The sequence below is a fragment of the Pseudomonas sp. fls2-241-TYG-175 genome, from assembly GCF_030209155.1.
Taxonomy (GTDB): Bacteria; Pseudomonadota; Gammaproteobacteria; order Pseudomonadales; family Pseudomonadaceae; genus Aquipseudomonas; species Aquipseudomonas viridiflava.
Genome location: NZ_JARVSO010000061.1, coordinates 1 through 24,522 on the forward strand (window position 1 = coordinate 1; position 24,522 = coordinate 24,522).

Consider the following 24,522-nt stretch of genomic DNA (forward strand, 5'->3'; position numbering starts at 1 on the left):
TCAGCCTTCACCCACGTCGCGATCTGCGGTGTTCATGCCATCGCGCTACAAAAGCACATCAATACCGCTGCCTCTCCGGATAGCCAGATGACTTGTGTATAACGATGAGTGCTCTGCGTGGGTATGCCGCCCGCGACGCTCTGCGTCCGCTCTCGAATGTGGCGCAGATGTTTGCCCAAGCTCCGGCGTTATGCACGTCATCTCGCTATATTCCCGAGCGACAACTAAGATCCATGCCACGTGCTGCTCTTCAGTCACGGCAGTTCATGGCAGATTGGTCGTTTTGGATATTCAGCGGGCAGGTGTCTCACCGTTTGGATGTTCATTGCACGCAAGTCATCTCTTGCATCAACAGTGCTGGCTATATCGCAGGATGCGTTATGTCGATGCCTGATGTTTCTGCGCAACGTCATTCGACAGTCAAAAGACTGGTCGCGTGTTTCGTTGTGATTGTGATCGTTTCAATTCTCTCGGTATTCGTCTGGGTGAGTTGGCAAAGTTACGACCAGCACATTCGTGAAGGTGAGGGCAATGTCGCCAACCTGGCGCGAGCCGCCGCCCAGCATGCAGAGGATGCGGTCAGGGAAATCGATGCGGTTTCCGCCGGTGTGCTCGAGCGAATCGAGTGGTATGGGATCGATTCCATGGACAAGGAGCGGCTGCGCACTGTCTTCAAGAAGCGCTCGGACCTGATGCCGCAGATTCATGGCTTCTTCGTGTACGACAAGGATGGAAACTGGCTGCTTACCGACAAGGATTCGATTCCTGCGTCAGCCAACAACGCGGACCGGGATTATTTCATCTACCACAGGGCTCATCCCGGCGACCGGGAGATGCATGTCAGTAAAGTCGTAAAGAGTCGTTCGACCGGTGATTATGTCGTGCCTCTTTCCAGGCGAATCGATAATCCCGACGGCAGTTTTGCCGGCGTATTTCTGGTCACGATGTCCATTGAGTACTTCAACCAGTATTACGCGGGCTTCCATCTGGACGACAACGGCATTTTCCTGATCTCACTTGATGACGGCACAATTCTTACGCGTCGACCTTTCTTCGAGAACCTTATCGGTGCAAGTGTCGCGAAGGGGAATGTGTTCATGGATCACTTGCCCTATGCCAGATCAGGTATTGCGCATATCAAATCCGTGATCGATAACATGGAAAGAATCAACGGATACGTGAGTATCGATCACTATCCTCTGGTGGTTCAGGCCGGCATGTCGAAGGATGGAATTCTGACGCCCTGGCATCATCAGCTGTATACCTCTCTGGCCTTTGTCAGTCTGGTCACCCTCGGGATTCTGGTCTTTGCGTACGCGCTCATGCGACAGATAAGGATCGGTGACGCGCTGCAAACGCAGCTGGAAGGCACTCAAGTCATCCTGCAAAAAATGGCGGCTGAAGACAGTCTGACCGGACTGCTCAACCGAAGAAGCCTGGATGAGCTGCTGCCACTCGAGCTTGAGCGCGCAGAGAAGGCCCGAACCCGAATCAGCCTGCTCATGCTGGATATCGATCACTTCAAATCCTACAACGATCTTTATGGGCATCCTGCGGGTGATGCCTGCATCAAGGAGGTTGCGGGTGCCCTGCAGGCGGCGGTCCGGCGACCGCAGGATCTGGCGGTTCGTTATGGCGGGGAAGAGTTCACCGCTCTGCTGCCCAACACTGACCGCGAGGGTGCCATGCGCATCGCCCAGGAAATTCGCACACAGCTGGAGTCGCTTCACATCGAGCATGCGGGAAACGCCACGGGAGCGGTTACTGTCAGCATCGGCGCCATGACGGTAGACAACGCAGCCGGCATGACGCCGCAGGCCATGCTCAAGTCCGCCGATAATGCACTCTACGAAGCCAAACATCTCGGTCGTAATCAGGTGCGCTTCGCGACCACCTTTGATACGTCCGGCACCGACGCCTTGGCATGAGTCCGGATTGCAACCATTAAGCGTGCGTTGTTTCGCCGGTTTCAGGCAATGGGCTGAAGTCCAGGCGGGCGCAGGTACCCAGCGTCGGCATCGATTCCAGGGTCAGGCGCCAGTGAAAACGATCACAGATACGTCGCACCAGGAATAACCCCAATCCTTTTCCTGTCCCCGCTTTGGTCGACTGTCTGACCATGGTCAGGTAGCGCCGGGACGCTTCGGCCGTGTCGAAGCCCTCGCCTGAATCGGTCACGCTGACAATGCCGTCCTTGAGCCTTACTGCAATGGTGCCGTCGTAGGTGTTCTCGGCGGCATTGCGCAGCAGGTTGCCAATAGCGATGCGCAGCATGGCTTCCGGGGCGGACACGGTCAGGGTTTCATGGATGTGGATGGAGAACCGGACCGGTTTACCGTCCAGCAGGTGTTCATGATCCTTGATCAGCGCGGGCAACAGGCGGTCCAGTTCGATGGGGTCGTCCGCTTTGGCCACCTTCGGCTCGCGGGAAAGAAAGAGCAGGGCGACCATGATCTCCGTGAGGTTTTCCACCGTGGCGCGCATGCGTTGCAAAGGCGGCGTGGCAGTGGCTGGCAGCGTTTGCCGGTCCAGCACATCCAGCGCGCCGCTGATCACGGCAATCGGCGTGCGGAATTCATGGCTGGCCTGATCCAGCAGGCTGCGCTCGCGCGCCATGAATTGCTCGACCCGCTCCAGATGCGCATTGATGCCGCTGGCGATCTCCTGAAGTTCTTGCTGAACGTAGTGCACCGGCAGGCGCTGCGCAGGTCGTTCCGGATCAAGTTGTTTCATGCGATGGGCCAGTTCCTGAACCGGGCGACGCATGCGCACGTACAGCCAGGCAATCGCACAAATGATCAGCACCAGATTCAATAGCAGGTACAGGGCCCCGATCAGCGCAATCCTGTTCTGCTGGTGCTCCAGATCGCTGATGTCGATGGCGGCGATCATGCGTCCGGATTCGAGCGCTGTGACCAGTACGGCATAATCCGAATCACCGGGAAACCAGAGGCCGTTGTCCAGATCGCCTTCGCTGTAAAAACCCGGCCCAAGCGCTGTGAATTCTGCAGGCATGTCAGGTGCATTTCTGTCGCTCGTAAGTGTCCAGACCCTGATTCTGCCCATGTCCTGTGCAGCGGGCTGCGAAGGTGACTTCAGCGCGCTTTGCGTCGCGGTTTCCAGCAACTCTTTCCAGACTGGATGGTCGATGAGGTCCTGACTCATGGAGGCTTGAGTCGCCAGACCGGCCGTCATCAGCAGACCGAAACCGACCAGAATCAGACTGATCAACTGGTGCAGGCTGCCGCGGCTGCCGAAGAAGTCGGTCATGACAGCACGCACAGACGAAAGCCGACACCCGATACCGTGTGCAACAGCCGGTTCCCGGCCGCGCAATCGCTGTCGATGGTCCTTCTGAGCAAATGCATGTGCGAGCGCAGCAGATCGCCGTCCGGCACTCGATCTCCCCACACCAGCGCCTCAAGCTGGGGCCGCGTGACAACGTCGGGCGAGTTGCGCATCAGCACCTCCAGGAGGGTTCGCCTTATGGGCGAGAAGGGCAACTGCTTTCCCGCTCGCGTAATGGTCTGCGTGCCCAGATCGAACCTCAGATCGCCAACCTCCAGCGTCTGTCGCACATTGGAACGTGGCTGACTGCGCGCCGCCAGCACCCGGAGACGGATTTCAAGTTCAGGCAGTGCAAGAGGCTTGACGATGTAATCGTCCGCCCCGGATTCGAAGCCTTCCAGTTTGTCTTCCAACTGATCTTTGGCCGTCAGCAGCATCACCGGAGTCGGGCTACCCATCTCATGACGAAGGTGGTGCAGCAGTGCGATGCCGTCCATGCGCGGCATCATCCAGTCCAGCACGATCACGTCGTAGGTGTTCTCCAGCAGCAGGCGTGTGGCGGCCTTGCCGTCGGGCGCTGCATCGGGCGTGTGACCGCAGGCCTCCAGGTAGTCGAACATGTTGGCCGCCAGGGCCAGATTGTCTTCGACGATTAACACGCTCAGTGAACGCTCGATCATGAGGGGCTGGAACTCTGCTGTATCGTTGATGATTCAGTCTGACAGGCATCAGAACTTGCGTGAAATACCGATAAACATTGATGTCGAGCTGTTGGTTCCATCCTCCACCAGCGGGCTGTCGGCAAGTTCGTCAGGGAGGCTGGTGTAGCGGATATTGCCGGACACTTCCCACTGTTTGCCGATGGGTTGAGAGAAGCCCAGGCCAATGTAGGAAACGTTGGCGCTTCCCGGCCGGTAGCGTGTTATGCCGCGCTGCTCTTCCTTGTTCAGGGTGCCGAAGTAGTAATCGACCAGATTGGCGGACATGTGCGTGGCGCCGATATGAGGCTTGAAGCGCGTTTCGCCCCAACGGATCGGATACGCGTATTCAAGGTTCATCGAGTAGCCATCGCTGGTACCGCTGATGTCTGATTTCGCGACCAGCTCGAGTTGCCCGCCGCTGCCCCGCAGACTGGCTGCAAGACCGGCGTCGAAGCCATTGTCGCGGTCCTCCAGCAGATCGCGGTCGATGCCATTTCTGGCCAACTCACGGCGACCGAAGTCATCGCGATCAATGCCGTCCATGTTCAGAGACACGATGGCATCCAGGGAAAATACGCCGGTATCCACCAGATGATAGCCGCCGGTTATGCCGTGCAGAAAAAAGCTGTCGCTGTCGTACTTGATCAGCGGCAGCGGATTGACCTGCGTGCCGGCTCCGGCATAAGGGCTCTCGTTTATGGCTGCACCAAGACCAAGGCTCAGGCTCGACTGCTCGGCGAACGCAGCCTCGAAAGGCAACATGGGAAAGGTGAGGGCGGCGAAGGCGGATACGGACAGTCTTTTCATCACAATCAGTTCTCGAGGGGTGAGCTTCAGTTGCAGATGAGTGTGGAGGTGACGCTGTCGTTTCCGTGTCGCGGCGGCGCAACGTGACCTGGCCCGATCTTCAGCCATCGGAGCCTGGTTCAGGGGCGGGCCTGTGCAGATAGTTTTCAATCAGGGTAACCACTTCTGGAACGAAGTCGGGTCGTGCGAGGAGTGCAGGCCGGTCGGCGGTGACGGTGTGGATGATTGCGTGGGCTGCAACGCCCATCAGATAGATTGACAGGTCCGGGTCGGGCACATTCTTCATGAGCGGCGTCAGGACTTCTGCAAAGCGCCGTTGCAGCGTATCTCTGTCGGTATCCAATCGTCGCACCGTCAGTGGCAATTCCTCATGAATGGCCTTGTGCACGGCAGGTGCAACGCGATGCTCGGCGACGAGCATCTCGACGATCATGGTCAGGGCACCTCGAAGCGTGGGCGACTCTGGCAGGTCTTGCAATACGTTCACCAGATCGGTGCGCGTGGCGGCAACGTGTCGTCGTTGCAACTCGGCAATAATCGCCTCCTTGTTCGGAAAGAACTGATACAGCGAGCCGATGTTGACACCCGCACGTTCGGCAATCGCATTAGTGGTGAGGCCATCCCAGCCGACTTTGGTCAAAATGTAAGTCGTTGCTTGAATTATCGCGTCAACGGTCGCACGAGAGCGCGCCTGAGCCGGTGTTTTTCTGGGTTTGACGGATGTTCGGCTTTTGCTCATGGGGCGCTCCGGAACATGAGTTTTTAAAAACTAAGTATTAACTTACGATTTGAGTCGTGAAAACACAACGTTCTTCACGTACCGAGAATCGAATCATGAACACACCTGATCCCGTACTTGCGTGGGAAGCCTTTCAGGCCGCGAATCGCTTTCGTCGAGCCATCCGGAAATTCAACGCCACCCCTGTTGCCGAAAGTGACGTGCAGGCTCTGCTGTCGGAAGCGGCTTTTGCACCTTCCAGCGGTAACATGCAGCCTTACCAGTTGCACTGGATTCGCGACCCTGTGTTGAAGGCCAACATGGCGGTGGCCTGTAACGGACAGAAAGCCGCTGCAACGGCAGCCGAATTCATCGTGGTGGTCGCAAGCCCCGCACTGGGCCTGCGTACCGCCAATGCACAGCTTGAGCATGTCGAAGGCTCAACAGGACTGGAGGAAAACTCCAAAGCTTATTACCGCAAGCAAATCGGCATGTTCCAGAAGGTTCTCGGAATCGGCTCTTGCGCGCTGTGGTCGCCCTTTGTCGCCTTTGCAGCGCTCCTGCGTCCGACGCTTTCCCTGATTCCCATAGGCCATCTGGGTGGTCGTCAATGGGCGGCCCGCAACGCAATTTTTGCCGCTCAGACCCTGATGCTGGCTGCCGCCGCAAAAGGCATTGACACCTGCCCCATGGAAGGCTTTTCCGCCTCACAGGTTGCCAGGCTGCTGAACATTCCACGTGGCTCCGTGATTCCGCTGGTCGTCGCACTCGGCTATCGGTCGGACGACGCCAGGATCGAGACGCGGTGGCGCAACCCGATATCGGAACTCGTCATTTCACATTGATCGCGCACCCGTTCCGACCGTTGCCGGATCGGTGTGGCGAGCATTGCGCGTGCCACTGACGGCTTGATGTGCCTTTACGTTCGGTTACCCAAATGAATTCCAGAATTTTATGTGACGCGAGCCTGCGCGGAAGGCGCTCGCTCGCTGGTCCGTGGTACTGGCGACTGTCGATACACGCACTGGGCATGGCGATGCTGGTGTCAGGCGGGTGTGCCTTGCAGCCGGCCTATGTGACACCCCCGCTGGCGACGCCAACCGCCTGGAGCGCACAGCGTGAGCTGTCTGAAAGACAGACTGTCGGAGGGGATGCCTCTTGGTGGCATCTTCTTCACGATGATGCCATCGACGCTCTGACCAAGGCGGCGTTTGCCGACAATCCGACCCTCATCCAGGCGTTCAGCCGGGTTGAAGAAGCCAGAGCTGACCTGGGCGTCAAAGGGGCAGCCACGATGCCTGCCGTTGACCTGGACGCCAACGTTACCCGGGCAAAGAGTCGCAACACCTCGCCGATTCAGTCAGGCGTGACGATGCTGAGTAACTCGGCCTCGGCAGGGCCTGCGTTCAGCTGGGAACTTGACTTGTTCGGTCGGATCAGTCAGTCGGTGGACGCGGCCCGGGATCACCTGGACGCCCGAACAGCAGATGCCGCTTCAACGCGTCTCGCACTGGCTGCCGATGTCGCGAACGATGTGCTGTCGCTGCGTGCCTGCGAGAACTCACGGCGCGTATGGCTTGACGATATCGCCTCGCGGGAGAAAACACTGTCGCTGACCCGACTGCGTCTGAACACCGGGCTTGCCAGCTCGGTTGATGAGGCACGAATCCTCACAGGCCTGGCAAGTTCGCGCACCAGCCTGGCGACCCAGGTCGATCAATGTGCCCGTCAGGTCAATGCGCTGGTGGCGTTGACTGGCCAGAGTTCAGACGTTGTTCGTCGGCATGTCGGTATCACGCAGGCGGGACCCGGCGTAGATCAAGTGTTCATGCCGCGTGCACCTCGTGCGCTGCCCGAGCTGCCTGCCACGGTTCTGGCATCACACCCCGACGTTGTTTCAGCCGAAAGAGAAGCAGCAGCAGCCTGGGCCGATATCGCAGTGGCCCGCGCTGACCGATTGCCGCGTATCGATCTGGCGGCGGCCCTCAGCGGACAATGGATTCGCGCTGCAGGCTCAAGCCTCGATTTCAACACCTGGTCCATTGGCCCGAGCCTGACCGGTCCGCTCTTCGATGGCGGGGCGGGGGCGGCAAATGTCAGGAGTGCCCAGGCTCGCTACACGCGTGCCACTGCCAATTTGCAGGCCACGGTTCGCACCACGACCGAGGACGTGGAGAACGCGCTGGCCGAGCAGGTCTCGGCAGCAGCGCGGGTGACCTCGACCCGGGAGGGTGTCGATGCCGCCCATACCACGTTCACTGTCAGTAACGACCAATGGAAAGCCGGAGCGATCAGCCTGTTCGAGCTGGAAGACAGCCGCCGACAGTTCGCCTCGGCACAGGACGCAGAAATCTCCGCCCGGCGCGATCAGGGACAAGCCTGGATCGCGCTCGTCAAAGCCACGGGCGCTGCTATTACCTTGACCCCGGACACCACCTCTCATGAATAAGTTATCGATCCTGGCCTCACTTTTCGGCCGCCGGTTACTGAGCCTGATCGTGCCGTGCGCGATGCTGATCACCGGCGGTGTGCTGTATATGCGGCCGACCGAAGCGACCCCGTCAACCCACCAGCCTGCTCCGGCGCTGACCGTGACCGTCGCCGCAGCAGTCGACACTCGTTGGCCCACGATCATCGAAGCCAGTGGCTCGGTTGCACCCTGGGAAGAGGCCGTGATCGGCGCTCAGGTTGCCAATCTCAGGCTGACGGACTTGCGCGCCAACGTGGGGGATCGTGTGAAGCGTGGGCAGTTGCTCGCCACCTTCGATGCCGACTTGTTGAGCGCCGATGAAGAGCGACTCAAGGCCAACTGGCTACAGGCCGATGCCAACCGCAAGCGTGCGTTGCTGTTGAAAGGCACGGGCGGCATGAGCGATCAGGACGTGCTTCAGTATGAAACCCAAGCCGATGTCACTCGAGCTCAATTGACCAGCACGCAGTTGCAATTGCGCTATGCCAGAGTCATTGCTCCCGACGACGGCGTGATCAGCGCACGCAGCGCCACAACAGGCGCTGTTTACGGTAATGGACAGGAGTTATTTCGTCTGATTCGCCAAGGCCGTCTGGAGTGGCGCGGCGAGCTGAATGCGGGACAAATGGCTCAGGTGCAGTCGGGTCAGCGCATCGACCTCCAATTGCCTGACGGTACGTCCGCGTCCGCCAGCATCCGCGAGTTGGCCCCCAGCCTGGACAGCCAGACCCGGCTTGGCCTGGCCTATGCCGACATCGATCCCGGCAGCACAGCGCGTGCCGGCATGTACGCCATCGGCAAGGTGAGTCTGGCCGAACGTCCTGCGGTGATCGTCCCGGCGGCCAGCGCGGTGATTCGCGATGGCCGCAGCTACGTGCCGATACTGCTCGGCGATAACCGCATCAGCCTGCAGGCGGTGACGGTGGGGCGGCGGCAGGACAGCCATGTCGAGATTCTGTCCGGCATCGCCGCAGGAGACCGGGTCGCGGTGCAGGGCGCCGGTTTTCTGAACGATGGCGACCTGGTCAACGTTGCCGCAACACCTGCGCAAGCGGGGGAGTGAATGATGAATTTTGCTACCTGGTCGATCCGCAACCCTATTCCTTCCATCCTGCTTTTCATTCTGCTTTCCCTGGCTGGCGTCATGGGCTTTCGCGCCTTGCCCATCGCCAACATGCCGGATGTCGATCTGCCCACCGTGGTCATCACGCTGACCCAGCCGGGCGCGGCTCCTGCACAACTGGAAACCGAAGTGGCGCGCAAGGTGGAGAACTCGCTGGCTACGCTGTCCGGTATCAAGCACATCACCACGTCCATTGTGGACGGACTGGTTACCATCAATGTCGAGTTCATTCTGGAAAAGCAACTTTCCGATGCGCTGATCGAGACCAAGGATGCAGTAGACCGCGTCAGGTCCGACCTGCCCACCGATCTGGAGCAGCCCTCCATCAGCGCGGTCCGGGTCGGCGGTGACGACGCGACCCTGTTGTACGCGGTAGCCTCGACAAAGATGGATGAGGAAGCGCTTTCCTGGTTTGTGGATGACACCATCAACAAGACGATACTTGGCGTGCCGGGCATCGGTAAGTTCGAGCGGGTCGGGGGCGTGCAGCGTCAGGTACTGGTGGAAGTCGATCCATCGAGCCTCGCCGCACAGGGCGCTACCGCTGCGGAAGTCTCGCGCGCCTTGAAAAACGTCGAACAGGAATCATCCGGCGGGCGAGGGCAGATGGGCAGCGCCGAGCAGGCGGTAAGGACCATCGCCACCGTCAGGCAAGCCGCTGAACTGAACCGCTTGCCAGTGGTGCTGGGCAACGGCCGACGCGTCAATCTGGATCAGGTGGCTGTGGTAAAGGATACCTATGCAGATCGTACCCAGATCGCCACGCTCGATGGCAAGCCGGTGGTCGGTTTCCGGTTGTTCCGCGCCAAGGGGTTCGATGAGACCCGCGTCGCCGCTGGCGTGATCAGTGCGCTCGATCAATTGCACGCCGCTGACTCGACGCTTTCCTTTACCAAGGTGTCGGGAACCGTCGACTACACGCACGAGCAGTACGAGGGCTCGATGCACATGCTGTACGAGGGTGCCTTGCTGGCGGTTCTGGTGGTCTGGTGGTTTCTGCGCGACTGGCGAGCCACGCTCATCTCCGCCTCGGCATTGCCCTTGTCGGTGCTGCCGACGTTTCTGGTCATGAACTGGCTCGGTTACTCGCTCAATACCCTGACGCTGCTCGCACTGGCGGTCATCGTCGGCATTCTGGTGGACGATGCCATCGTCGAGATCGAGAACATCGAACGGCACAGTCGCATGGGTAAACCCATCAAGCAGGCCGCAGGTGACGCCGTGACGGAAATTGCCCTGGCTGTCATGGCGACGACCATGACCCTGGTGGTGGTGTTCCTGCCTACTGCCATGATGAGCGGCGTGCCCGGTCTTTTCTTCAAGCAGTTCGGCTGGACTGCGGTGGTGGCGGTGCTGTCCTCGCTCCTGGTAGCGCGAATACTCACGCCGATGATGGCGGCCTATCTGCTCAAGACACATCCCGACAAGCAGGAACCGGCGGATGGGGCGCTGATGACACGCTACCTGAGCGCGGTTCGCTGGTGCCTGAAACATCGTGGCCTGACCCTGGGGGCTACCCTGCTGGTGTTCGTCGCTTCGATAGCGATGGTCCCGCTTCTGGAGACAGGCTTGATTCCGGCGTCCGACAAGGGATATAGCAACATCAATGTGGAACTGCCTCCGGGCAGCAGTCTGGAGGCTACCCGATCGACGGTCGAGGCGGTGAGTCGCGTCATCAAGGACATTCCGGGTATCGAGCATGTGTTCAGTACGGTGGGGGTGGCTCAGTCTGCCGGGCATGGACAGACTCAGGCGGCTGAATTGCGTCGCGCGACCATGACTCTTGTGCTTTCTGACCGTGGTACGCGCGCCGGTCAGACCGATATCGAAAACCGCATACGCGGGGTCTTGCATGGGATCCCGGGTGCACGGTTCTCGTTGGGCAGCGGTGGTCTTGGCGAGAAGATGGCGTTGATTCTCTCCAGTGACGACCCCGCAGCGCTCAAAGCGACCGCCCAGGCGCTGGAACGTGAATTGCGGGATGTACCCGGCCTGGCCAACATTACGTCGACCGCGAGTCTGGAACGTCCGGAAATCGTGGTTCGCCCGGACGCCCGGCAGGCAGCCGAGCGCGGCGTGACCACAGCGACCATCGGTGAGACGGTGCGCATTGCCACCAATGGTGACTTCGATTCGCAGATGGCCAAGCTGAACCTGGATAACCGTCAGATCTCGATACAGGTGCGTATTCCACAAGCCGCGCGGCAGGACCTGGAAACCATTGCCGATCTCCGGGTGCGTGGTCGGGACGGGCTGGTCCCCTTATCGAGTGTTGCGCAACTGAGCGTAGAAAGTGGCCCGACCCAGATCGACCGGTATGACCGACGGCGCTATGCCAATGTCAGCGCCGATCTGGGGCACATGCCGCTCGGCCAGGCACTGACCATTGCCCGGTCCCTGCCAGCGATCCAGTCCATGCCGTCCAGCGTCAGGCTTATTGAAACAGGCGATGCAGAGATCATGGCCGAATTGATGGAAGGCTTCGGCATGGCCATCATTATTGGTCTGGTTTGCGTCTACGTGGTGCTGGTGCTGCTGTTCAGCGACTTCTTCCAGCCGTTGACCATTCTTTTCGCCATTCCACTGTCGGTAGGTGGAGCCTTTGTCGCCTTGCTGCTCACCCGGGGCATGTTGAGCCTCCCGTCCCTGATCGGTCTGGTGATGCTGATGGGGATCGTCACCAAAAATTCGATTCTACTGGTCGAGTATTCGGTGATGGGCATCAGGAAGCAGGGCCTTTCAGTGGCAGATGCCCTGATCAATGCCTGCCACAAGCGCGTTCGCCCAATCATCATGACCACCCTTGCGATGATCGCGGGGATGATGCCGATTGCCTTGGGGCTGGGGGCTGACGCGAGTTTCCGACAGCCCATGGCCATTGCGGTGATTGGCGGGTTGATGACGTCTACCGCCTTGAGTCTGCTGGTGGTGCCTGTCGCATTCACTTACATCGATGAGCTGGAGCGCTTGCTGCACCGCTGGTTCAGCCGCGGAGCCGCTCACCATGGCGAGTCTATTCACTGATGCGTGAAACCGCCTGCGGCCTGCCCAGCCGGGTCAGGCCGTACAGCACCGCACCGACCACCAGCATGACCCCGGCCCGCAGCCAGGTTTCCGGCCCTTGCTGAGTCAACAGCAATAGACAGGACAGTATCCCAAGGACGGGAATCACCCAGTGAACCTGAAAGTGCGCAGGCTCGACCTTGTCCCGCTTGAGCACCAGCACGGCCACATTGACGCTGAGGAATACGAACAGCAACAGGAGCACCACCGTTTCGGCGAGCGTGGTCAGGGTGCTGGTGAACGACAGCGCGATGGCAACCAGAGTGGTGACCAGAATGGCCACGCCGGGTGTGCGTCGACGCGGCAGCACGCTGCCCAGAATCGCAGGCAGCAGACCTTCGCGCGCCATGCCGAACGTCAGTCGGCTGGCCATGATCATTGTCAACAGCGCGCCATTGGCGACCGCGATCAGTGCGATCAAGGCAAACCAGGGTGACGGAATCCCCAGACCCGATGCCTTCACCACATCCAGCAGCGGCGCCTGCGAGTCCTTCAACTGATCGACGGGCAACACCATGGCTGCGCCCACGCCCACCAGCACATACACAGCACCGGCGATCAGCAATGCTCCGAACAGGGCGCGGGGATAGACCTTGCGTACATCCTTGATTTCCTCGGCCAGATTGGCGGAGGTTTCGAAACCGACAAAGGAATAGAACGCCAGCAGCGATGCCGCCAGAATGGCCGTCGCAGGGGAGGCCGTGTCCAGTTCGAACACCCGTTGCGGCACGCCCTGGCCCTGGCCGACGAACCAGGCTGCAGCCGCGATCACCATGACCAGTCCGCTCAGCTCGATGGTGGTCATCAGCAGGTTGGCCCCCAGCGATTCCTTGATGCCTCGCGCATTCAACAGTCCGACGATAACCAGAAACCCGACACAGACCCATTGCGGTGGCACGCTGATCAGCGCTTGCAGGTAGTCACCGGCGAACGCAACGGCCAGCCCCGCTGCGCTGGTGACGCCTGCCGCGATCATCGAGAAGCCCACGAGAAAGGACAGCAGGGGTTTGCCAAAGGCTTTTTCGGCATACACCGCAGCGCCGCCCGCACGCGGGTACTTGGTGACCAGTTCGGCATAGGACGCTGCCGTCAGCAGGGCAAAACACAGCGCGATCAGCAAGGGCGCCCAGATAGCTCCACCCACGCGTCCGGCGATGGTGCCTGCCAGCGCGTAGACGCCAGCGCCGAGCACATCGCCAAGGATGAACAGCATCAGCATCGGAGCGGTGATCGCGCGTCGTAGTGACGCTTTTTCGTGACTGGCCATGGGGGAGTGATTCCTTTCGGGGGCTGCGGTGTATGAGTTTCAGAGCATTGCAGTGACAGTTGGTTCTGACTTTCTGCTACGTGCACCGATCAGAGGGAACGTCTCAGCCTGCGTCTGCTCTGGAGCGCTGCGCAGATGAATGATCGATGGCCTGCTGAAGTTCGATGGCGTCGTGACTGCAAAAGATGCGCAGGTCGCGTCCCGCTGAAAGCGACAGGTTGCGCAACCGCATCTGATTGGCGACGCGCTCCTTGTGATCGGTGTCCATCATGCGTTGGTAAAAGCGCAGTCCCGGCGTGCAGCTGCGGTCGGCTGAACCGATTTCGCCACGGTAGAAATACGCGTCGCCTGCATGCAGTACCCAGCCCTCGGGCGTGCGAATGGCAATGCCTGCGTGCCCAAGGGTATGGCCCCGCAGCGGAACCAGAAGAATGTCGTCATCGCCCGTACCCAGCAGCGTGCGTACAGCACCAAAACCATTCCAGCGGTCGCCGTCAGTGTCATACAGCTTCCAGTCGTTCACCCTTTGCCATTGCCGAGCGCGAAATCTGCGTGAATCGCGCCAGCCGACGGCGTTGCTGGCCGCGGACATTTCGTCACGCATGACATGCACGCTGGCCTGCGGAAAATCGTGCAGACCGCCAGCGTGATCGAAATCCAGATGAGTCAGCACGATATGGCGAACATCCTCGGCACGAAAACCCAGCTGCCGGATCTGGTGCAACGCGGTATAGCGCTGCTCCAGCTGAATATTGTTGAAGTAGCGAAAGAACCGGCTTAAACGCCTTGAAGGCTGCTCCACATCCTCGGTTCCGAAGCCGGTATCCACCAGCACCAGTCCGTCGTTGTCGGTTTCGATCAGCAGACAGTGACAGACCAGTCGCGCGGTCAGTCCTCGGCTGAAGCCGTCGAACAGCGCTCCGCCGAGAGGGCACATGCAACCGCAGTTCAGATGATGGATACGCACGACCGCCTCCTGTCATTTCGAGATACGCTGTTCATGCTCTGCGTCTCACTCTTCGTCCCGCCGCTTGCGGCAGCGTTCCAGCAAGCGCCTGCGCGGGGCTTCCGGACGAAGCTCGCGAATGATCACCTTCAAAACCTGCTTCAGCCTGCTGGCGATATCGCTCGTCAGAGAAGGCTTTGTGTCCCGTTTTCCCTCAGTGACCGTTGTGATCAATTCCTTCATTCAGGGCTCCCATGGCTGAAAGTCGACACCGCTTCGGTCTGGCCGGTGCGTGTCTGAAAAATGATCTTGATTCAAACCGGAAATTCAAAGCGATGATCTTCAGCCCTGACAGGCGGTTTCATGAAGTGAAACGTTGGTCATGCAAGGGAGTATTGGTCAGGCGCGTTGTCACAGTTGCGGTATCCGGATGAATCTGTGAGGGCTGAACGTTGAATATTGCATGCCTGGGCTGGGGATCATTGATGTGGGAGCCGGGCGCGCTTCCGTTGGCGGGTGAGTGGTACAGGGACGGTCCTGCGCTGCCGATCGAATTTTCGCGGGTGGCGGATGGAGGAGAGCTGTCTACCGCCATTTGCCTGAACGCACCATCCGTGAAAGTGTGTTGGGCGCTGCTTGCAGTATCGAGCGTCGAGGAGGCCTGCGCGGCGTTGCGTGAGCGTGAGCAAATCCCTGAAGAGCGGGAAGGCGCTATCGCCAGTCTGCTGGTTTCACGCAAGCCGGTAGGCGTGTTGATGGAATGGGCGTGGGAGCGGCGGATCGATGCCGTTATCTGGACGGCATTGCCGCCCCGGTTCAACGACATTGAAGGCCGGGTCCCGTCGGTCGAGGATGCGGTGGCGTACCTTTCGGGTCTGACCGGTGAAACGCTACAGCATGCGCGCGACTACATCGAGCAGGTTCCCGAGCAGATCGACACGCCCTATCGTCGGATTATCAGGCGTCAGCTGGGATGGCATCCCGGATCCGCGCTCTGAATTTTTGCAAGTTGTGAGCCACAAACCTGAAACCTTTGCCGATGAAGGGAGTTGAAAGTGAAGCATGAACGTCATGAGCGGTTTGATGCTGTCTGGGTAACGCTTGAGCGATTGCGAGACGACATTCGAGGCCTTGAGCGCAGCGAGCTTGAGCGGGTGGCGCATTTGCGCGGACATCAGACGGTCGATGATCTGGAGGCGTTGCAGCAGTCGTTCGTCAAGCTGGACCACGCTGTGCTGGACATCGAACAGACACTGGCCAGCCTGGGCGAGGCCACCGGGGAAATCGGAAAACTCTAAGCGGTGGCGCTGTGCTGCCATGAACCATGTGTCAGTTGCACGGTCCTATTCGGGCCCTGAAAAAAGGGCCGCAGTCCGCTGGGCAGTCCCTGCCTTTTACGGCTATTTCCTTCCCCAGAGTCCATGCCCATCATGCGCAAGCACCTCCGTTTTCCATGGCGTGTCCGGCTCTGCCTGATTTCGTTCGCGTCCTTGTTTGCCGTGCCTGCCATGGCCAGCGAAGGGCAGCAGATTGTCCAGAGCATCAATGCCTACCGTGCGCAGCCGCAGCGCTGTGAGTCGCGAACAACCAAGGTGGCTCGCCCATTGGTGCTGAACGATAGCGTCACGCTGCCCATCGTCTTCAACGGCAGTTCCCGCGATGCGCTCAAGGCTGCGGGCTATCAGGCGGTAACCGTACGCACCATCCGTCTTGCAGGCGCGCAGGACGCCAACGAGGCGTTCGGCATGCTCAAGGCGCGGTACTGCGGCGCGTTGCTGGACGCTCAGTACGCCGATGTCGGCATCACTCGAGAACGAAACGATTGGCGCATCGTGCTGGCTCGTCCTTTGATCGACAGCAAGCTGAGTGACACTCGCTCGGCGGGCAAGCTGCTGCTCGCACAGATCAATGAAGCGCGGTCCAAACCCCGTATGTGCGGCAAACGACCGTTTGCAGCGGCGCAGCCTGTGGTCTGGAATGCGACGCTGGAACTGGCCGCTCAGGGCCACAGCCAGTCGATGGCCAGCGAAAACTATTTTCAGCATCGCGGTTTCGATGGCGACTCGCCTGCTGACCGGGCCCGCGCGGCAGGTTACAGCGGCCGACAGATTGGAGAGAACATCGCGGCAGGTCAGAGCACGCCAGGCAAGGCCATGGCCAGTTGGCTGGCAAGCCCCGGGCATTGCGCGAACCTCATGAATCCGATGTTCACCGAGGTGGGCGTGGCGTATGCGACCGGCTCACAGACCGATTATGGCGTTTACTGGACGATGCTGTTCGGTGGGCCTTGATGCCTGGCATCACGACCGTTGGTCGTGCAGTCGCACAGACTGAACAAACCCTGCGTGCGGCCTGATTGTCTGCAAGGGAAGGCGCGTCGTTTCAATCGCCGCAGCCTTTCAATGCAATGCAATGATCAGGAGTATTCACATGAGCAAGCCAGCGATCTGCCTGGGTTTTTTCTGTCTATTGGCCCTGCACGGCTGCTTCGACAATTCAGGTAACGAGACCAAGAACAACACCGACGGCAGCAAGTCCTCGGTACAGATGCAGCAGGGCAAGTCCGAGCAGAGCAAGTAATCGCCATGAGCCAGTCCGTGACTGCCTCTGACCTGCAGATCGACTTGAGCGCGGACAAGGAGAAGTCCCTGTTCAAGTGGCTGGTCGCCAGCTTTCTGATGGGCAAAAGGATTCAGGCCCAAATTGCCTGCGAAGCCTACCGGGTGATCGTCGAGCACAGGGGTCGTGACACGCCCCGCAAGCTGGCGAGCTGCACGCATCGCGAACTGGTCGGTATGCTGGGGCAGGCGCATTACGTGCGCTATGACGAATCCACTGCCGAACGGCTGCTGGCACTGGCCGTCAAGCTGAACGAGGAATATGGCGGCAAGCTTCTCAATGTTCACGAAGCCAGTGATGGCAGGGCGGATTTCGAGAAGCGCCTGCTGGCATTCGAGGGAGTCGGCCCCAAGACCGTGGAGATCTTCATGCGCGAGGCTGGCAGGGTGCTGTATTGAGCGCGTTCCTTATCGGCTGCGCGGGCTGGAGCCTGGCGCGTCCATACTGGTCCGTATTTCCTGATGAAGGCACCCATCTGCAGCGTTATGCGGCACGCTTCAATGCGGTGGAGATCAACAGCTCGTTCTATCGTCCTCATCGTCCGCAGACCTATGCGCGCTGGGCGGAGTCGGTGCCTGAAGGCTTTCGCTTTTCCGTGAAGCTGCCCAAGACCATCAGCCATGAATTGCGTCTGCATGATTGCGAAAGCCTGTTGAGGGTCTTTCTCGAGCAGTGCACGCAACTGGGTGACAAGCTGGGTTGCCTGTTGATTCAGCTGCCTCCGTCGTTTCGCTATGACGCCGATATCGCGCAACGCTTTTTTGCGTTACTGCGTGAGTGCTATGCCGGGCATGCGGTGCTTGAGCCGCGTCACGAGTCCTGGCTGCAGGCACAGCCGTTGCTGGTCGAGCAGCATATCGGGCAGGTTGCCGCCGATCCGTCACCCGTGTCAGATGGTGACGTTCCAGCGGGCTGGGAAGGTGTGCGCTATTGGCGATTGCATGGCTCGCCGCAGATCTACCACAGCCCTTATGGTGCAGATCGCCTGGCCAAGATTGCCGAGCAGTTACGCCGATCCGGGCAGGAGGGCGCAGCGACCTGGTGCCTGTTCGACAACACCGCCAGCGGTGCGGCGGTGGGAGATGCGTTGGGGCTGCAAGAGCTGCTCACCGACTGATTTGCCAGCGTGCTTCTCTTGCGTACGTCGGGACGCAGAGCGTCCTGAGCGGCATTCCCACGCAGAGCGTGAGGAACGATCACCGTTGGACTGACAAAGCTGATCGTGCCCATCGCTCCGCGTGGGTATGCCGCCCGTGACGCTCTGCGTCACAAATGGCACAGACTGCAGGGCAGTGAGCCAGCCGCATGTTTCACGTCACGTTTGCGCCCCTCACTCCCGCCCTGCAAGCTTGTCTTCGACCTCGCGGTTCTTTTCCTTAAGCGTTTCGGCGTCCTGTTCCTTTTCGCGGTTGGAGGTCGGGGTGATGATCTTGTCGACGCCCTCGGCAGGTGAGTCCTGATTGTCGATGTCCTTGCGCACGACCTCGACAGGTTCGCCGGACTGGTCGACGGTGGGAGTGTAGGGTTGGTTTTCTGACGCCTTGTCCTGAGGTCTTGCGTGGTCATTACTCATGTGGGTTCCTCGCTTATGGCTGTCTTCCTTGGAGAGGACGACGAAACGGCGAGTTCGATCTTTTTCACCGTGATCTGCCTACAGCTGTCAGTCACTGAGCCGTAGAAGGTCGCTGCAGCAGGTCGATCAGGGTAATAGTCGGTTCATTCAGTATTGGCCGGTCGCGGTGCACCAGGCCCACGTCTCGATGAAAGGTCTGTTCGCCAAGGTCCAGCGCCCGGATGCCTTCAGGCCAGGGATGGTGGCTGGCCGTCTGCGGTATCAGCGCCACGCCCAGGCCACGGGCGACCAGTTTGATGATGGCCTCCAGCTCATCCAGCTCGCAGACTTCCCGGACGCTGAACGGCATCTGGCGCAGGAAACGATCCACCTGCCGGCCACCAAACGAAGAGCGGTCATAGCGAATCAGGGGTTGTGAGGAGAGCAATTGCATCCAGTCATCGCCCGGTATCTCGGCAGGCACGATCAGGCGATAGGGTTCCTGCGCAAGACTGGTCCAGCGCAGATCGCTTTGCAGCGAGAAGGGCGGTCGGATAATCGCCGCCAGATCGATTTCGCCAGCGTCAACCTGATTGACCAGATTCATGGAAACACCCGGAATCACTCGCGTCCGGCACTGCGGCCATAAGCGATGAAAGGCCGCCAGCGCGTCCGGCAGTAATGAGCACTGCATGGAGGCGATGGCACCGATGGTGAGGTGCAGTACGGCGGGCTGACCGGCAGGAGACGAGCCCAGATTGTGGTAGAGCCGAATCAGCTCCTGCGCCTGCAGCAGGGTCTGATGCCCCATGCGATTCAACTGCGCCGAACGACCCTTACGCTCAAACAGCGCAAAGCCCAGTTCGGCTTCCAGACGCTGCATCTGCGCGCTGACGGCTGCCTGGGTCAGCCCGATTCGGTTGCCTGCCGCAGCAAAGGTTCCGGCCTGTGCAACGGCTACCAGGGTCTTGAGCTCGCGAATCATTGATAAATCTCTTTTGTGTATTGGAGAAATATATATTGATTTTAGTGTTGAGTCCTCGCGCATATGATTGACCCGGCGTTATCAAGAAGGACGCATCGACGTCCCGCCCAACAGACCTGAGCCCGGAGCCTGCAATGAGCCTTTCACCTTTTCATCTGGCGATACCTGTTTATGACCTCGCTGCCGCGCGCAGTTTCTACGGCGAAGTGTTCGGCCTGGCTGAAGGTCGTTCCAGCGAGCAGTGGGTCGACTTCGATTTCTACGGGCACCAATTGGTGATCCACGAACACCCGAAGACGTCTTCGCAGGAACACGTTCACAGCAATGCGGTGGACGGTCACGATGTGCCGGTTCCGCATTTCGGCATCATCCTGCACTGGGAGCAGTGGGAAGCGCTGGCCGAGCGCCTGAGGTCGCTGGGGACGCAGTTCGTGATCGAACCTTATATCCGCTTCAAAGGTCAGGTCGGCGAGCAGGCCACCATGTTCCTGTTCGATCCGTGCGGCAATGCGCTGGAGTTCAAGGCGTTCAAGGACATGAGTCAGCTGTTCGCCAAGTGAAGGGCAGAAAGCCGCTTTCAGGGAAGCGGCTTTCTGGTTGTAACCATGGCTGAAAGGCTGATCAGACCTTCGAGCCGCCCCAACGTGGCGCGTTCCTCAGGTCGTCTCGTTGCTGGGTATCCGGCGACTTGTGCGGTTCGCCGTACTCCACGTGCAACGTTTCATCCAGTCGGTTGCTGGACGAGCCTTTTTTCTGCGGCGTTTCGTCGAAGTGCTCCCACTCGGCGCGCTGGAAACGGAACAGGCTGTCGTCTTCAGGCGCTTCGCGTTCGCGATAATGGTGAATCGAGTAATGCGCGTATTCCACCTTGTCGCCCCAGTCGGCCTGCAGCAGGCCATCGGCGGCCAGATCCCGATACCAGTCGTTTTCCTTCTCGGACGCTTTCTGTTTCTTGTTGTGGTCGACGAAGTAACCGATGATCCCGCCAACCACGGCGATGACCACCCCGACCAGAAAGAACGGCCCGGCCAGCGCAGTGGCCGCAGCTCCGCCTGCGCCGACCAGCGCTGCGGTGCCCAGCACCCCGGCAGACGCGCCGAATGCACCGCCCGCGATCTGCAAACCTCCCGCGGCCTGAGCCAGCTTGTCACCGGACTTGACCCCGTCCTTGATGGTGAAGGCACCGAGTACGATGTCGGCAAAACCGCCCGCCAGGTCAGTTGCCGGCCCCAGTACTTTCACCACAGAGCCCGCAATCTTGGCCGAGACGCCGGGCTTGAGTTTGACCTCACTGTCCAGACGCTGGGAAATACCCTCCATTGCCTTGTGCTCGGCCTGCGCATTGCCGGTCAGGTCGCCGATGAGGTCCATGCGCTGGTTGTCAGGGATGTCCAGCGCAGTACGGATCTCGGCGAGCCGCTCGGCACTCAGGCCACTTGGGCTGACTTCGACCTTGGGCGGCTTCATGTCCGACTTGCCCCAGATTTCCGGAACGGTCTTGTCCAGACCCAGCAGGTCGACCAGGCCGCCTTTGCCCATCAGGTCGCCCACCTTGTCGGCCAGTTTGACGAAATGGCTCGCGCCGCCGGCAAAACTGATGAAGTCCTTGGCAATGCTCAGACGCTGGAGAGGCGTTTCGCCCAGTTTTCCACCTTGACCCACCATTTGATAAATGGCCGAAAACAGTGAAACACCCGCAGCCACCGAGCCCATCACGCCCTTGCTGTTGAGGGTGTTGAAGATTTCACCCAGTTTGCCGCGATCCGCTACCGGGATGTAGGGCTTGGACAGGGCGGTCTTGATGTCGGCTTCGCTCACCGAGCCTTTTTCCTGATAGGCCTTGCCGACTTCCTTGAGCGCCTTGGCGATGTCCTCGGTCTTGGCGTTGCCGACGACGCCTTCCTGGATGAATTTCTCGAACGTGGGCTGCAGGTGGCGGGGCAGGTCGACCAGAATGCCCTTCAGCTCGCCCTTGAGCAGGCCGAACAGGTCCTTGGTGGCCAACGCGTTGTTTTCGTCACTGATCTTCGACGGGTCGGCAACCAGGTCATTGAGATCACTGGTGAGGCCATCGGCCTGGATCGACTGCGCCGCCTTGCTCGCTGCCTCAGGGTCGACCAGTGCCAGCGATGACAGGGTGTCGCTCAGGTCTTTCTGGGCTTCCTGTCCAAGGCCCTGCGCCTTGAGGTCCTTGAGGTACAGCACGTAATCGGGATTGGCCGTCAGGTCGATCAGCTTTTGCTTGATGGCGTCCTTGTCGGGCACCTTGCCCAGCGCGTCGGTCATCTTGGTCTGATAGTCCTGCTGCACGGTTGGATCAGAGAACAGCGTCGTCAGCTGTTCCTGCAGCTTGCCGCCATCGATGATGTCGTGCATGTCCGCCGAACTCAGTTGAGTCTGCTTGCTGTCGAACTCCCGCCATGTGCCACCAAAGGCGCCCTGGGCTTCTTCATAGCCGGTCAGGCCACGGCCGTTGTCGTAGGCGGCCTGTGCTTCGATGGCCCTCACCAGCTTGGCGCGTGGATCGTCCTTGGGTATTTCCCCCTTCTTGACGCCTTCGCGGTACTGATCCAGCAGCTCTTTGGTAGCCAGTTCGCCCACGTTCAGCTCGGGAGAGTTTTCATCGTCCTTGTCAGCCTTGACCCCGGTTTTCTGGCCCATGAGGTCCAGTTCGGCAGCGGGAGGCAGGTTGTGGCGGGTGCGCGTCTCACCGATATTGCCCGTACCCAGCTCGTTCCATTTCGCCACGACATCGTCATACAGCTGCGGACTTTGATCCTTGGACACGATGAACTTGTCATCACCGTTGGCGAACCGGATCAGGCCATCGCCCAGCTCATCCGGCGAGCCAATCACAATGTCCTTGTTTTTCAGGAAGTCGTTCGGGCCAGCCAGTTTGTAACCTTCAGCTTCACTGCTGTGAATCTTCGCCCAGGCATCGTTAAGTGTGCTGACCTTTTCGAACAACTCGGGCGTCAAGGATTCGGAGACGACGATTCGCTCACCCGCCTGATTCTTGTAGCTTATCTGGCTGCCTTCCTGGCCGGTGACCCAGTTGAACTCGGTGATGTCGCCCAGTTTCGGGATCGGGGTATTACCGTCGGCCAGAATTTGCCCCTCATTGACGGCCGTTTCCAGTGCCTTCCTTTTCTCCGGATCGGACACGACGGTTCGCAAGGCTGACAGGTACTCGAACAGTTTCGGGTTATCGTCCCGCGCTACCACGACCTTTTCGCCATTGTGTTCGTAACGGATGGTGCCTGGACCCGCTTCGTCCAGCGGGCCGACCGTGGTGCCGAACACGGGCGGCCACACTTCGTTGTCACCCGCCCTGCGATAGCCTTCGCCTTCGCTCTTGCTCAAGCCGGTCAGGCTCGTGAATGCGTCCTTCGCGGCCTTGTACAGCTCAGGGTTGTCACGCTCCGCCACGACGATCTTGTTGCCTTCGCGGTCCACGTAGCGCATGACTCCTGGACCGACTTCATCCACCGGCCCGACCACGGCGAAGTCACCCAGTTTTTCGGGTGGTTTCTCATCCGCTCCTGCCACGCGATAGCCTTCACGCTGGCTGCTGCCCACGCCAGACAGGGCCTTGAAGTCAGACGCTACCTGTTTGAACAGCTCAGGGCTCTGCTGCTGCGACACGATGACCTTGCTGCCATCGGCGGCTTCATAACGAATGAGGCCCGGCCCGCTTTCGTCCGGCGGTCCGATACGTGAATAGCCGCTCAGCGTTTCGGGTGCTGCGGCGTCAGCGTTGGCCAGCACGTAGCCAGCCTCGACGCTGGCCTTGAAACCGGCCACGCGCGGCTGGTCTTCGACCACCTGTTGGTAAAGTGCCGGGCTCGTGGATTTGCTGACCAGCACGTGATCTCCATCCTGCGTGATGTAGCGCACCGTGTCGGCCGCAACCGTGTCGGCCGCAACCGTGCCTGGCTTTTCAATAGAGGTGTAGTCAGTCAGCGCCGGCGCTTTATCGTTGGCGCCAGCCGGTCGGTACTGAGCGCCATTGCGGTTACTGGTCTGCAGCAACTGTGTGAAACGGGCCTTGGCATTGAAGCCTGGCGTTGCCGAGGGAAGAGGGCCGGGTGTCTGACCTATCGAGGGTGTCGACATACCATATGACTCCTGTTGTAACGGTTGGACTTCGTCTCGAAACGGACCGCGCGTTGCCTCGCCAAGAGGCACAGGCCAGTCTCGGCCTTTCGGGCGACATACACTTGCGAGCGTGAGCGGGTCATTGAATTGTGCCGTGGTTTAATCGCGGCCAATTGCGATAGTGCAGGGTGTTACTTGCATGACACTAACATTGCTGCGTGACATATAAGGGTTGCGAAGTGCTTTTTCACAACATTTCACAACCGGCTTGAAAGCGCCCTGGGGCACGGCACGTCTGTCTCTGTGCCGCACGCGTTGAGCTGCCGGTGTCTGATATAAAGTTCACTGTTCCGAAAAATATAATTGCTGTTGATAAATATCATTTTGATATTACTTGTCCGATATCTTTCGTTTATACCTGTTTTCGCAAATTCACAACGTTTCACAGCACAGTCCAATAGTCGCTGCGTAGTATTTGTGGGGTCGGACAACAAACTTGTTTAGTGGCGTAATCGCCAACTATGAAGCGCGCAGTTCAATGCGCAAAAGTGTCCGGTCATCGCTTTTTTGGCTTGCCTGTCGGCAGGTACAACTTCCCTCGAAGCAAGGAGAAACAACATGAGTTCTACTCCACCCGTAAGCTCCGGCAACTCTGACGCAGCGATCGAAAAAATGTCCGCCACCTTTGATATGGCTATCGAGAAATCGGCCAAGATCACCGAAATCTCCACTGCCAAAAAAGCAGAGCTGGACGCGACCAAGCAACGTCCGCAGAACTGACGTTGCCATGCGGGCAGCCTCGCCGCTGCCCGCATCTTCTCTTCACGAAAAGTCTTGCGATCGACAGTTTTACCCGGCTCTGACGTGCCGTTTCCGGTAAATCAC

General features: G+C 59.5%; 23 protein-coding genes. 13 read left to right on the top strand and 10 right to left on the bottom strand.

Features of this window, described 5'->3' with window-relative positions; translation table 11 throughout:
* Window positions 1–104 precede the first annotated feature (104 nt).
* Window positions 105–1,928, top strand: coding sequence for a sensor domain-containing diguanylate cyclase (locus QRN20_RS25945; protein ID WP_240994785.1), 1,824 nt, complete (start codon window positions 105–107; stop codon window positions 1,926–1,928).
* Between the two features lie 16 nt (window positions 1,929–1,944).
* Here the strand turns inward: QRN20_RS25945 and QRN20_RS25950 are convergent, their stop codons facing one another.
* The 4 genes from QRN20_RS25950 to QRN20_RS25965 form a co-directional block, all read right to left on the bottom strand.
* The gene (locus QRN20_RS25950) at window positions 1,945–3,270 is read right to left on the bottom strand and encodes a sensor histidine kinase (protein WP_025994015.1); all 1,326 of its coding nucleotides are present in this window, start codon (window positions 3,268–3,270) and stop codon (window positions 1,945–1,947) included.
* Window positions 3,267–3,968, bottom strand: coding sequence for a response regulator transcription factor (locus QRN20_RS25955; protein WP_025994016.1), 702 nt, complete (start codon window positions 3,966–3,968; stop codon window positions 3,267–3,269). Before QRN20_RS25955 ends, QRN20_RS25950 begins: the two co-directional genes overlap by 4 nt.
* Before the next feature lie 48 nt (window positions 3,969–4,016).
* On the bottom strand, window positions 4,017–4,796 hold the full coding sequence (locus QRN20_RS25960) for a MipA/OmpV family protein (protein ID WP_032632683.1): 780 nt from the start codon (window positions 4,794–4,796) through the stop codon (window positions 4,017–4,019).
* A 100-nt stretch (window positions 4,797–4,896) separates the two neighbouring features.
* Complete coding sequence (locus tag QRN20_RS25965) at window positions 4,897–5,535, bottom strand: TetR/AcrR family transcriptional regulator (RefSeq protein WP_025994018.1); 639 nt, start codon at window positions 5,533–5,535, stop codon at window positions 4,897–4,899.
* A 95-nt stretch (window positions 5,536–5,630) separates the two neighbouring features.
* Between QRN20_RS25965 and QRN20_RS25970 the strand changes: the two genes are divergently transcribed.
* The 4 genes from QRN20_RS25970 to QRN20_RS25985 all read left to right on the top strand — a co-directional run bounded on the left by QRN20_RS25970 (window position 5,631) and on the right by QRN20_RS25985 (window position 12,131).
* Complete coding sequence (locus tag QRN20_RS25970; RefSeq protein WP_285361531.1) at window positions 5,631–6,359, top strand: nitroreductase family protein; 729 nt, start codon at window positions 5,631–5,633, stop codon at window positions 6,357–6,359.
* A gap of 92 nt (window positions 6,360–6,451) precedes the next feature.
* Window positions 6,452–7,963: an efflux transporter outer membrane subunit gene (locus QRN20_RS25975; protein ID WP_240994257.1), complete on the top strand. Its 1,512-nt coding sequence runs from the start codon at window positions 6,452–6,454 to the stop codon at window positions 7,961–7,963.
* Window positions 7,956–9,047, top strand: a complete 1,092-nt coding sequence (locus tag QRN20_RS25980; protein ID WP_025994021.1) for an efflux RND transporter periplasmic adaptor subunit — start codon at window positions 7,956–7,958, stop codon at window positions 9,045–9,047. The genes QRN20_RS25975 and QRN20_RS25980 overlap by 8 nt, the downstream gene beginning before the upstream one ends.
* 3 nt (window positions 9,048–9,050) lie before the next feature.
* Complete coding sequence (locus QRN20_RS25985) at window positions 9,051–12,131, top strand: efflux RND transporter permease subunit (RefSeq protein WP_088236403.1); 3,081 nt, start codon at window positions 9,051–9,053, stop codon at window positions 12,129–12,131.
* Here the strand turns inward: QRN20_RS25985 and QRN20_RS25990 are convergent.
* From QRN20_RS25990 to QRN20_RS26000, 3 genes are all read right to left on the bottom strand, one after another.
* A complete protein-coding gene (locus tag QRN20_RS25990; protein WP_122517813.1) occupies window positions 12,121–13,437 on the bottom strand; it encodes an APC family permease in 1,317 nt (438 codons plus the stop codon). The genes QRN20_RS25985 and QRN20_RS25990 overlap by 11 nt on opposite strands.
* A 103-nt stretch (window positions 13,438–13,540) precedes the next feature.
* A complete protein-coding gene (locus tag QRN20_RS25995; RefSeq protein ID WP_122517814.1) occupies window positions 13,541–14,404 on the bottom strand; it encodes an MBL fold metallo-hydrolase in 864 nt (287 codons plus the stop codon).
* 45 nt (window positions 14,405–14,449) lie between these two features.
* On the bottom strand, window positions 14,450–14,626 hold the full coding sequence (locus QRN20_RS26000) for a hypothetical protein (protein WP_155500426.1): 177 nt from the start codon (window positions 14,624–14,626) through the stop codon (window positions 14,450–14,452).
* A gap of 209 nt (window positions 14,627–14,835) precedes the next feature.
* On the opposite strand from QRN20_RS26000, the gene QRN20_RS26005 reads away from it, so the two are divergent.
* The 6 genes from QRN20_RS26005 (at window position 14,836) to QRN20_RS26030 (ending at window position 18,119) form a co-directional block, all read left to right on the top strand.
* Window positions 14,836–15,381, top strand: a complete 546-nt coding sequence (locus QRN20_RS26005; RefSeq protein ID WP_240995040.1) for a hypothetical protein — start codon at window positions 14,836–14,838, stop codon at window positions 15,379–15,381.
* Between the two features lie 57 nt (window positions 15,382–15,438).
* Window positions 15,439–15,681, top strand: coding sequence for a hypothetical protein (locus QRN20_RS26010; protein ID WP_004886345.1), 243 nt, complete (start codon window positions 15,439–15,441; stop codon window positions 15,679–15,681).
* A 123-nt stretch (window positions 15,682–15,804) separates the two neighbouring features.
* Window positions 15,805–16,674, top strand: a complete 870-nt coding sequence (locus tag QRN20_RS26015) for a CAP domain-containing protein (protein ID WP_122417665.1) — start codon at window positions 15,805–15,807, stop codon at window positions 16,672–16,674.
* A gap of 139 nt (window positions 16,675–16,813) precedes the next feature.
* On the top strand, window positions 16,814–16,963 hold the full coding sequence (locus QRN20_RS26020; protein WP_004886349.1) for a hypothetical protein: 150 nt from the start codon (window positions 16,814–16,816) through the stop codon (window positions 16,961–16,963).
* 5 nt (window positions 16,964–16,968) lie between these two features.
* A complete protein-coding gene (locus QRN20_RS26025) occupies window positions 16,969–17,400 on the top strand; it encodes an HhH-GDP family DNA glycosylase (protein WP_029244502.1) in 432 nt (143 codons plus the stop codon).
* Window positions 17,397–18,119 (top strand): DUF72 domain-containing protein, encoded by a 723-nt coding sequence (locus QRN20_RS26030; protein ID WP_122517815.1) that lies wholly within the window; start codon window positions 17,397–17,399, stop codon window positions 18,117–18,119. The genes QRN20_RS26025 and QRN20_RS26030 overlap by 4 nt, the downstream gene beginning before the upstream one ends.
* Window positions 18,120–18,332: 213 nt before the next feature.
* Here the strand turns inward: QRN20_RS26030 and QRN20_RS26035 are convergent, their stop codons facing one another.
* Window positions 18,333–18,575, bottom strand: a complete 243-nt coding sequence (locus QRN20_RS26035; RefSeq protein WP_122434395.1) for a hypothetical protein — start codon at window positions 18,573–18,575, stop codon at window positions 18,333–18,335.
* Window positions 18,576–18,666: 91 nt separating this feature from the next.
* On the bottom strand, window positions 18,667–19,539 hold the full coding sequence (locus QRN20_RS26040; protein WP_122417666.1) for a LysR family transcriptional regulator: 873 nt from the start codon (window positions 19,537–19,539) through the stop codon (window positions 18,667–18,669).
* Between the two features lie 134 nt (window positions 19,540–19,673).
* On the opposite strand from QRN20_RS26040, the gene QRN20_RS26045 reads away from it, so the two are divergent.
* Entirely contained in the window at window positions 19,674–20,099 is a 426-nt protein-coding gene (locus QRN20_RS26045) for a VOC family protein (RefSeq protein WP_025994032.1), read from the top strand.
* Between the two features lie 61 nt (window positions 20,100–20,160).
* Here the strand turns inward: QRN20_RS26045 and QRN20_RS26050 are convergent, their stop codons facing one another.
* The gene (locus QRN20_RS26050; RefSeq protein ID WP_285361537.1) at window positions 20,161–23,655 is read right to left on the bottom strand and encodes a hypothetical protein; all 3,495 of its coding nucleotides are present in this window, start codon (window positions 23,653–23,655) and stop codon (window positions 20,161–20,163) included.
* A gap of 600 nt (window positions 23,656–24,255) precedes the next feature.
* On the opposite strand from QRN20_RS26050, the gene QRN20_RS26055 reads away from it, so the two are divergent.
* Window positions 24,256–24,417: a hypothetical protein gene (locus QRN20_RS26055; RefSeq protein ID WP_003377029.1), complete on the top strand. Its 162-nt coding sequence runs from the start codon at window positions 24,256–24,258 to the stop codon at window positions 24,415–24,417.
* Window positions 24,418–24,522 lie beyond the last annotated feature (105 nt).

What these genes read in the sequence shown, in the direction of transcription:
- QRN20_RS25945 (WP_240994785.1), top strand. Translation starts at nt 105, where the DNA reads ATGAGTGCTCTGCGTGGGTATGCCGCCCGCGACGCTCTGCGTCCGCTC.
- QRN20_RS25950 (WP_025994015.1), bottom strand. Translation starts at nt 3,270, where the DNA reads ATGACCGACTTCTTCGGCAGCCGCGGCAGCCTGCACCAGTTGATCAGT.
- QRN20_RS25955 (WP_025994016.1), bottom strand. Translation starts at nt 3,968, where the DNA reads ATGATCGAGCGTTCACTGAGCGTGTTAATCGTCGAAGACAATCTGGCC.
- QRN20_RS25960 (WP_032632683.1), bottom strand. Translation starts at nt 4,796, where the DNA reads ATGAAAAGACTGTCCGTATCCGCCTTCGCCGCCCTCACCTTTCCCATG.
- QRN20_RS25965 (WP_025994018.1), bottom strand. Translation starts at nt 5,535, where the DNA reads ATGAGCAAAAGCCGAACATCCGTCAAACCCAGAAAAACACCGGCTCAG.
- QRN20_RS25970 (WP_285361531.1), top strand. Translation starts at nt 5,631, where the DNA reads ATGAACACACCTGATCCCGTACTTGCGTGGGAAGCCTTTCAGGCCGCG.
- QRN20_RS25975 (WP_240994257.1), top strand. Translation starts at nt 6,452, where the DNA reads ATGAATTCCAGAATTTTATGTGACGCGAGCCTGCGCGGAAGGCGCTCG.
- QRN20_RS25980 (WP_025994021.1), top strand. Translation starts at nt 7,956, where the DNA reads ATGAATAAGTTATCGATCCTGGCCTCACTTTTCGGCCGCCGGTTACTG.
- QRN20_RS25985 (WP_088236403.1), top strand. Translation starts at nt 9,051, where the DNA reads ATGAATTTTGCTACCTGGTCGATCCGCAACCCTATTCCTTCCATCCTG.
- QRN20_RS25990 (WP_122517813.1), bottom strand. Translation starts at nt 13,437, where the DNA reads ATGGCCAGTCACGAAAAAGCGTCACTACGACGCGCGATCACCGCTCCG.
- QRN20_RS26000 (WP_155500426.1), bottom strand. Translation starts at nt 14,626, where the DNA reads ATGAAGGAATTGATCACAACGGTCACTGAGGGAAAACGGGACACAAAG.
- QRN20_RS26015 (WP_122417665.1), top strand. Translation starts at nt 15,805, where the DNA reads ATGCCCATCATGCGCAAGCACCTCCGTTTTCCATGGCGTGTCCGGCTC.
- QRN20_RS26020 (WP_004886349.1), top strand. Translation starts at nt 16,814, where the DNA reads ATGAGCAAGCCAGCGATCTGCCTGGGTTTTTTCTGTCTATTGGCCCTG.
- QRN20_RS26025 (WP_029244502.1), top strand. Translation starts at nt 16,969, where the DNA reads ATGAGCCAGTCCGTGACTGCCTCTGACCTGCAGATCGACTTGAGCGCG.
- QRN20_RS26035 (WP_122434395.1), bottom strand. Translation starts at nt 18,575, where the DNA reads ATGAGTAATGACCACGCAAGACCTCAGGACAAGGCGTCAGAAAACCAA.
- QRN20_RS26040 (WP_122417666.1), bottom strand. Translation starts at nt 19,539, where the DNA reads ATGATTCGCGAGCTCAAGACCCTGGTAGCCGTTGCACAGGCCGGAACC.
- QRN20_RS26045 (WP_025994032.1), top strand. Translation starts at nt 19,674, where the DNA reads ATGAGCCTTTCACCTTTTCATCTGGCGATACCTGTTTATGACCTCGCT.
- QRN20_RS26050 (WP_285361537.1), bottom strand. Translation starts at nt 23,655, where the DNA reads ATGTCGACACCCTCGATAGGTCAGACACCCGGCCCTCTTCCCTCGGCA.
- QRN20_RS26055 (WP_003377029.1), top strand. Translation starts at nt 24,256, where the DNA reads ATGAGTTCTACTCCACCCGTAAGCTCCGGCAACTCTGACGCAGCGATC.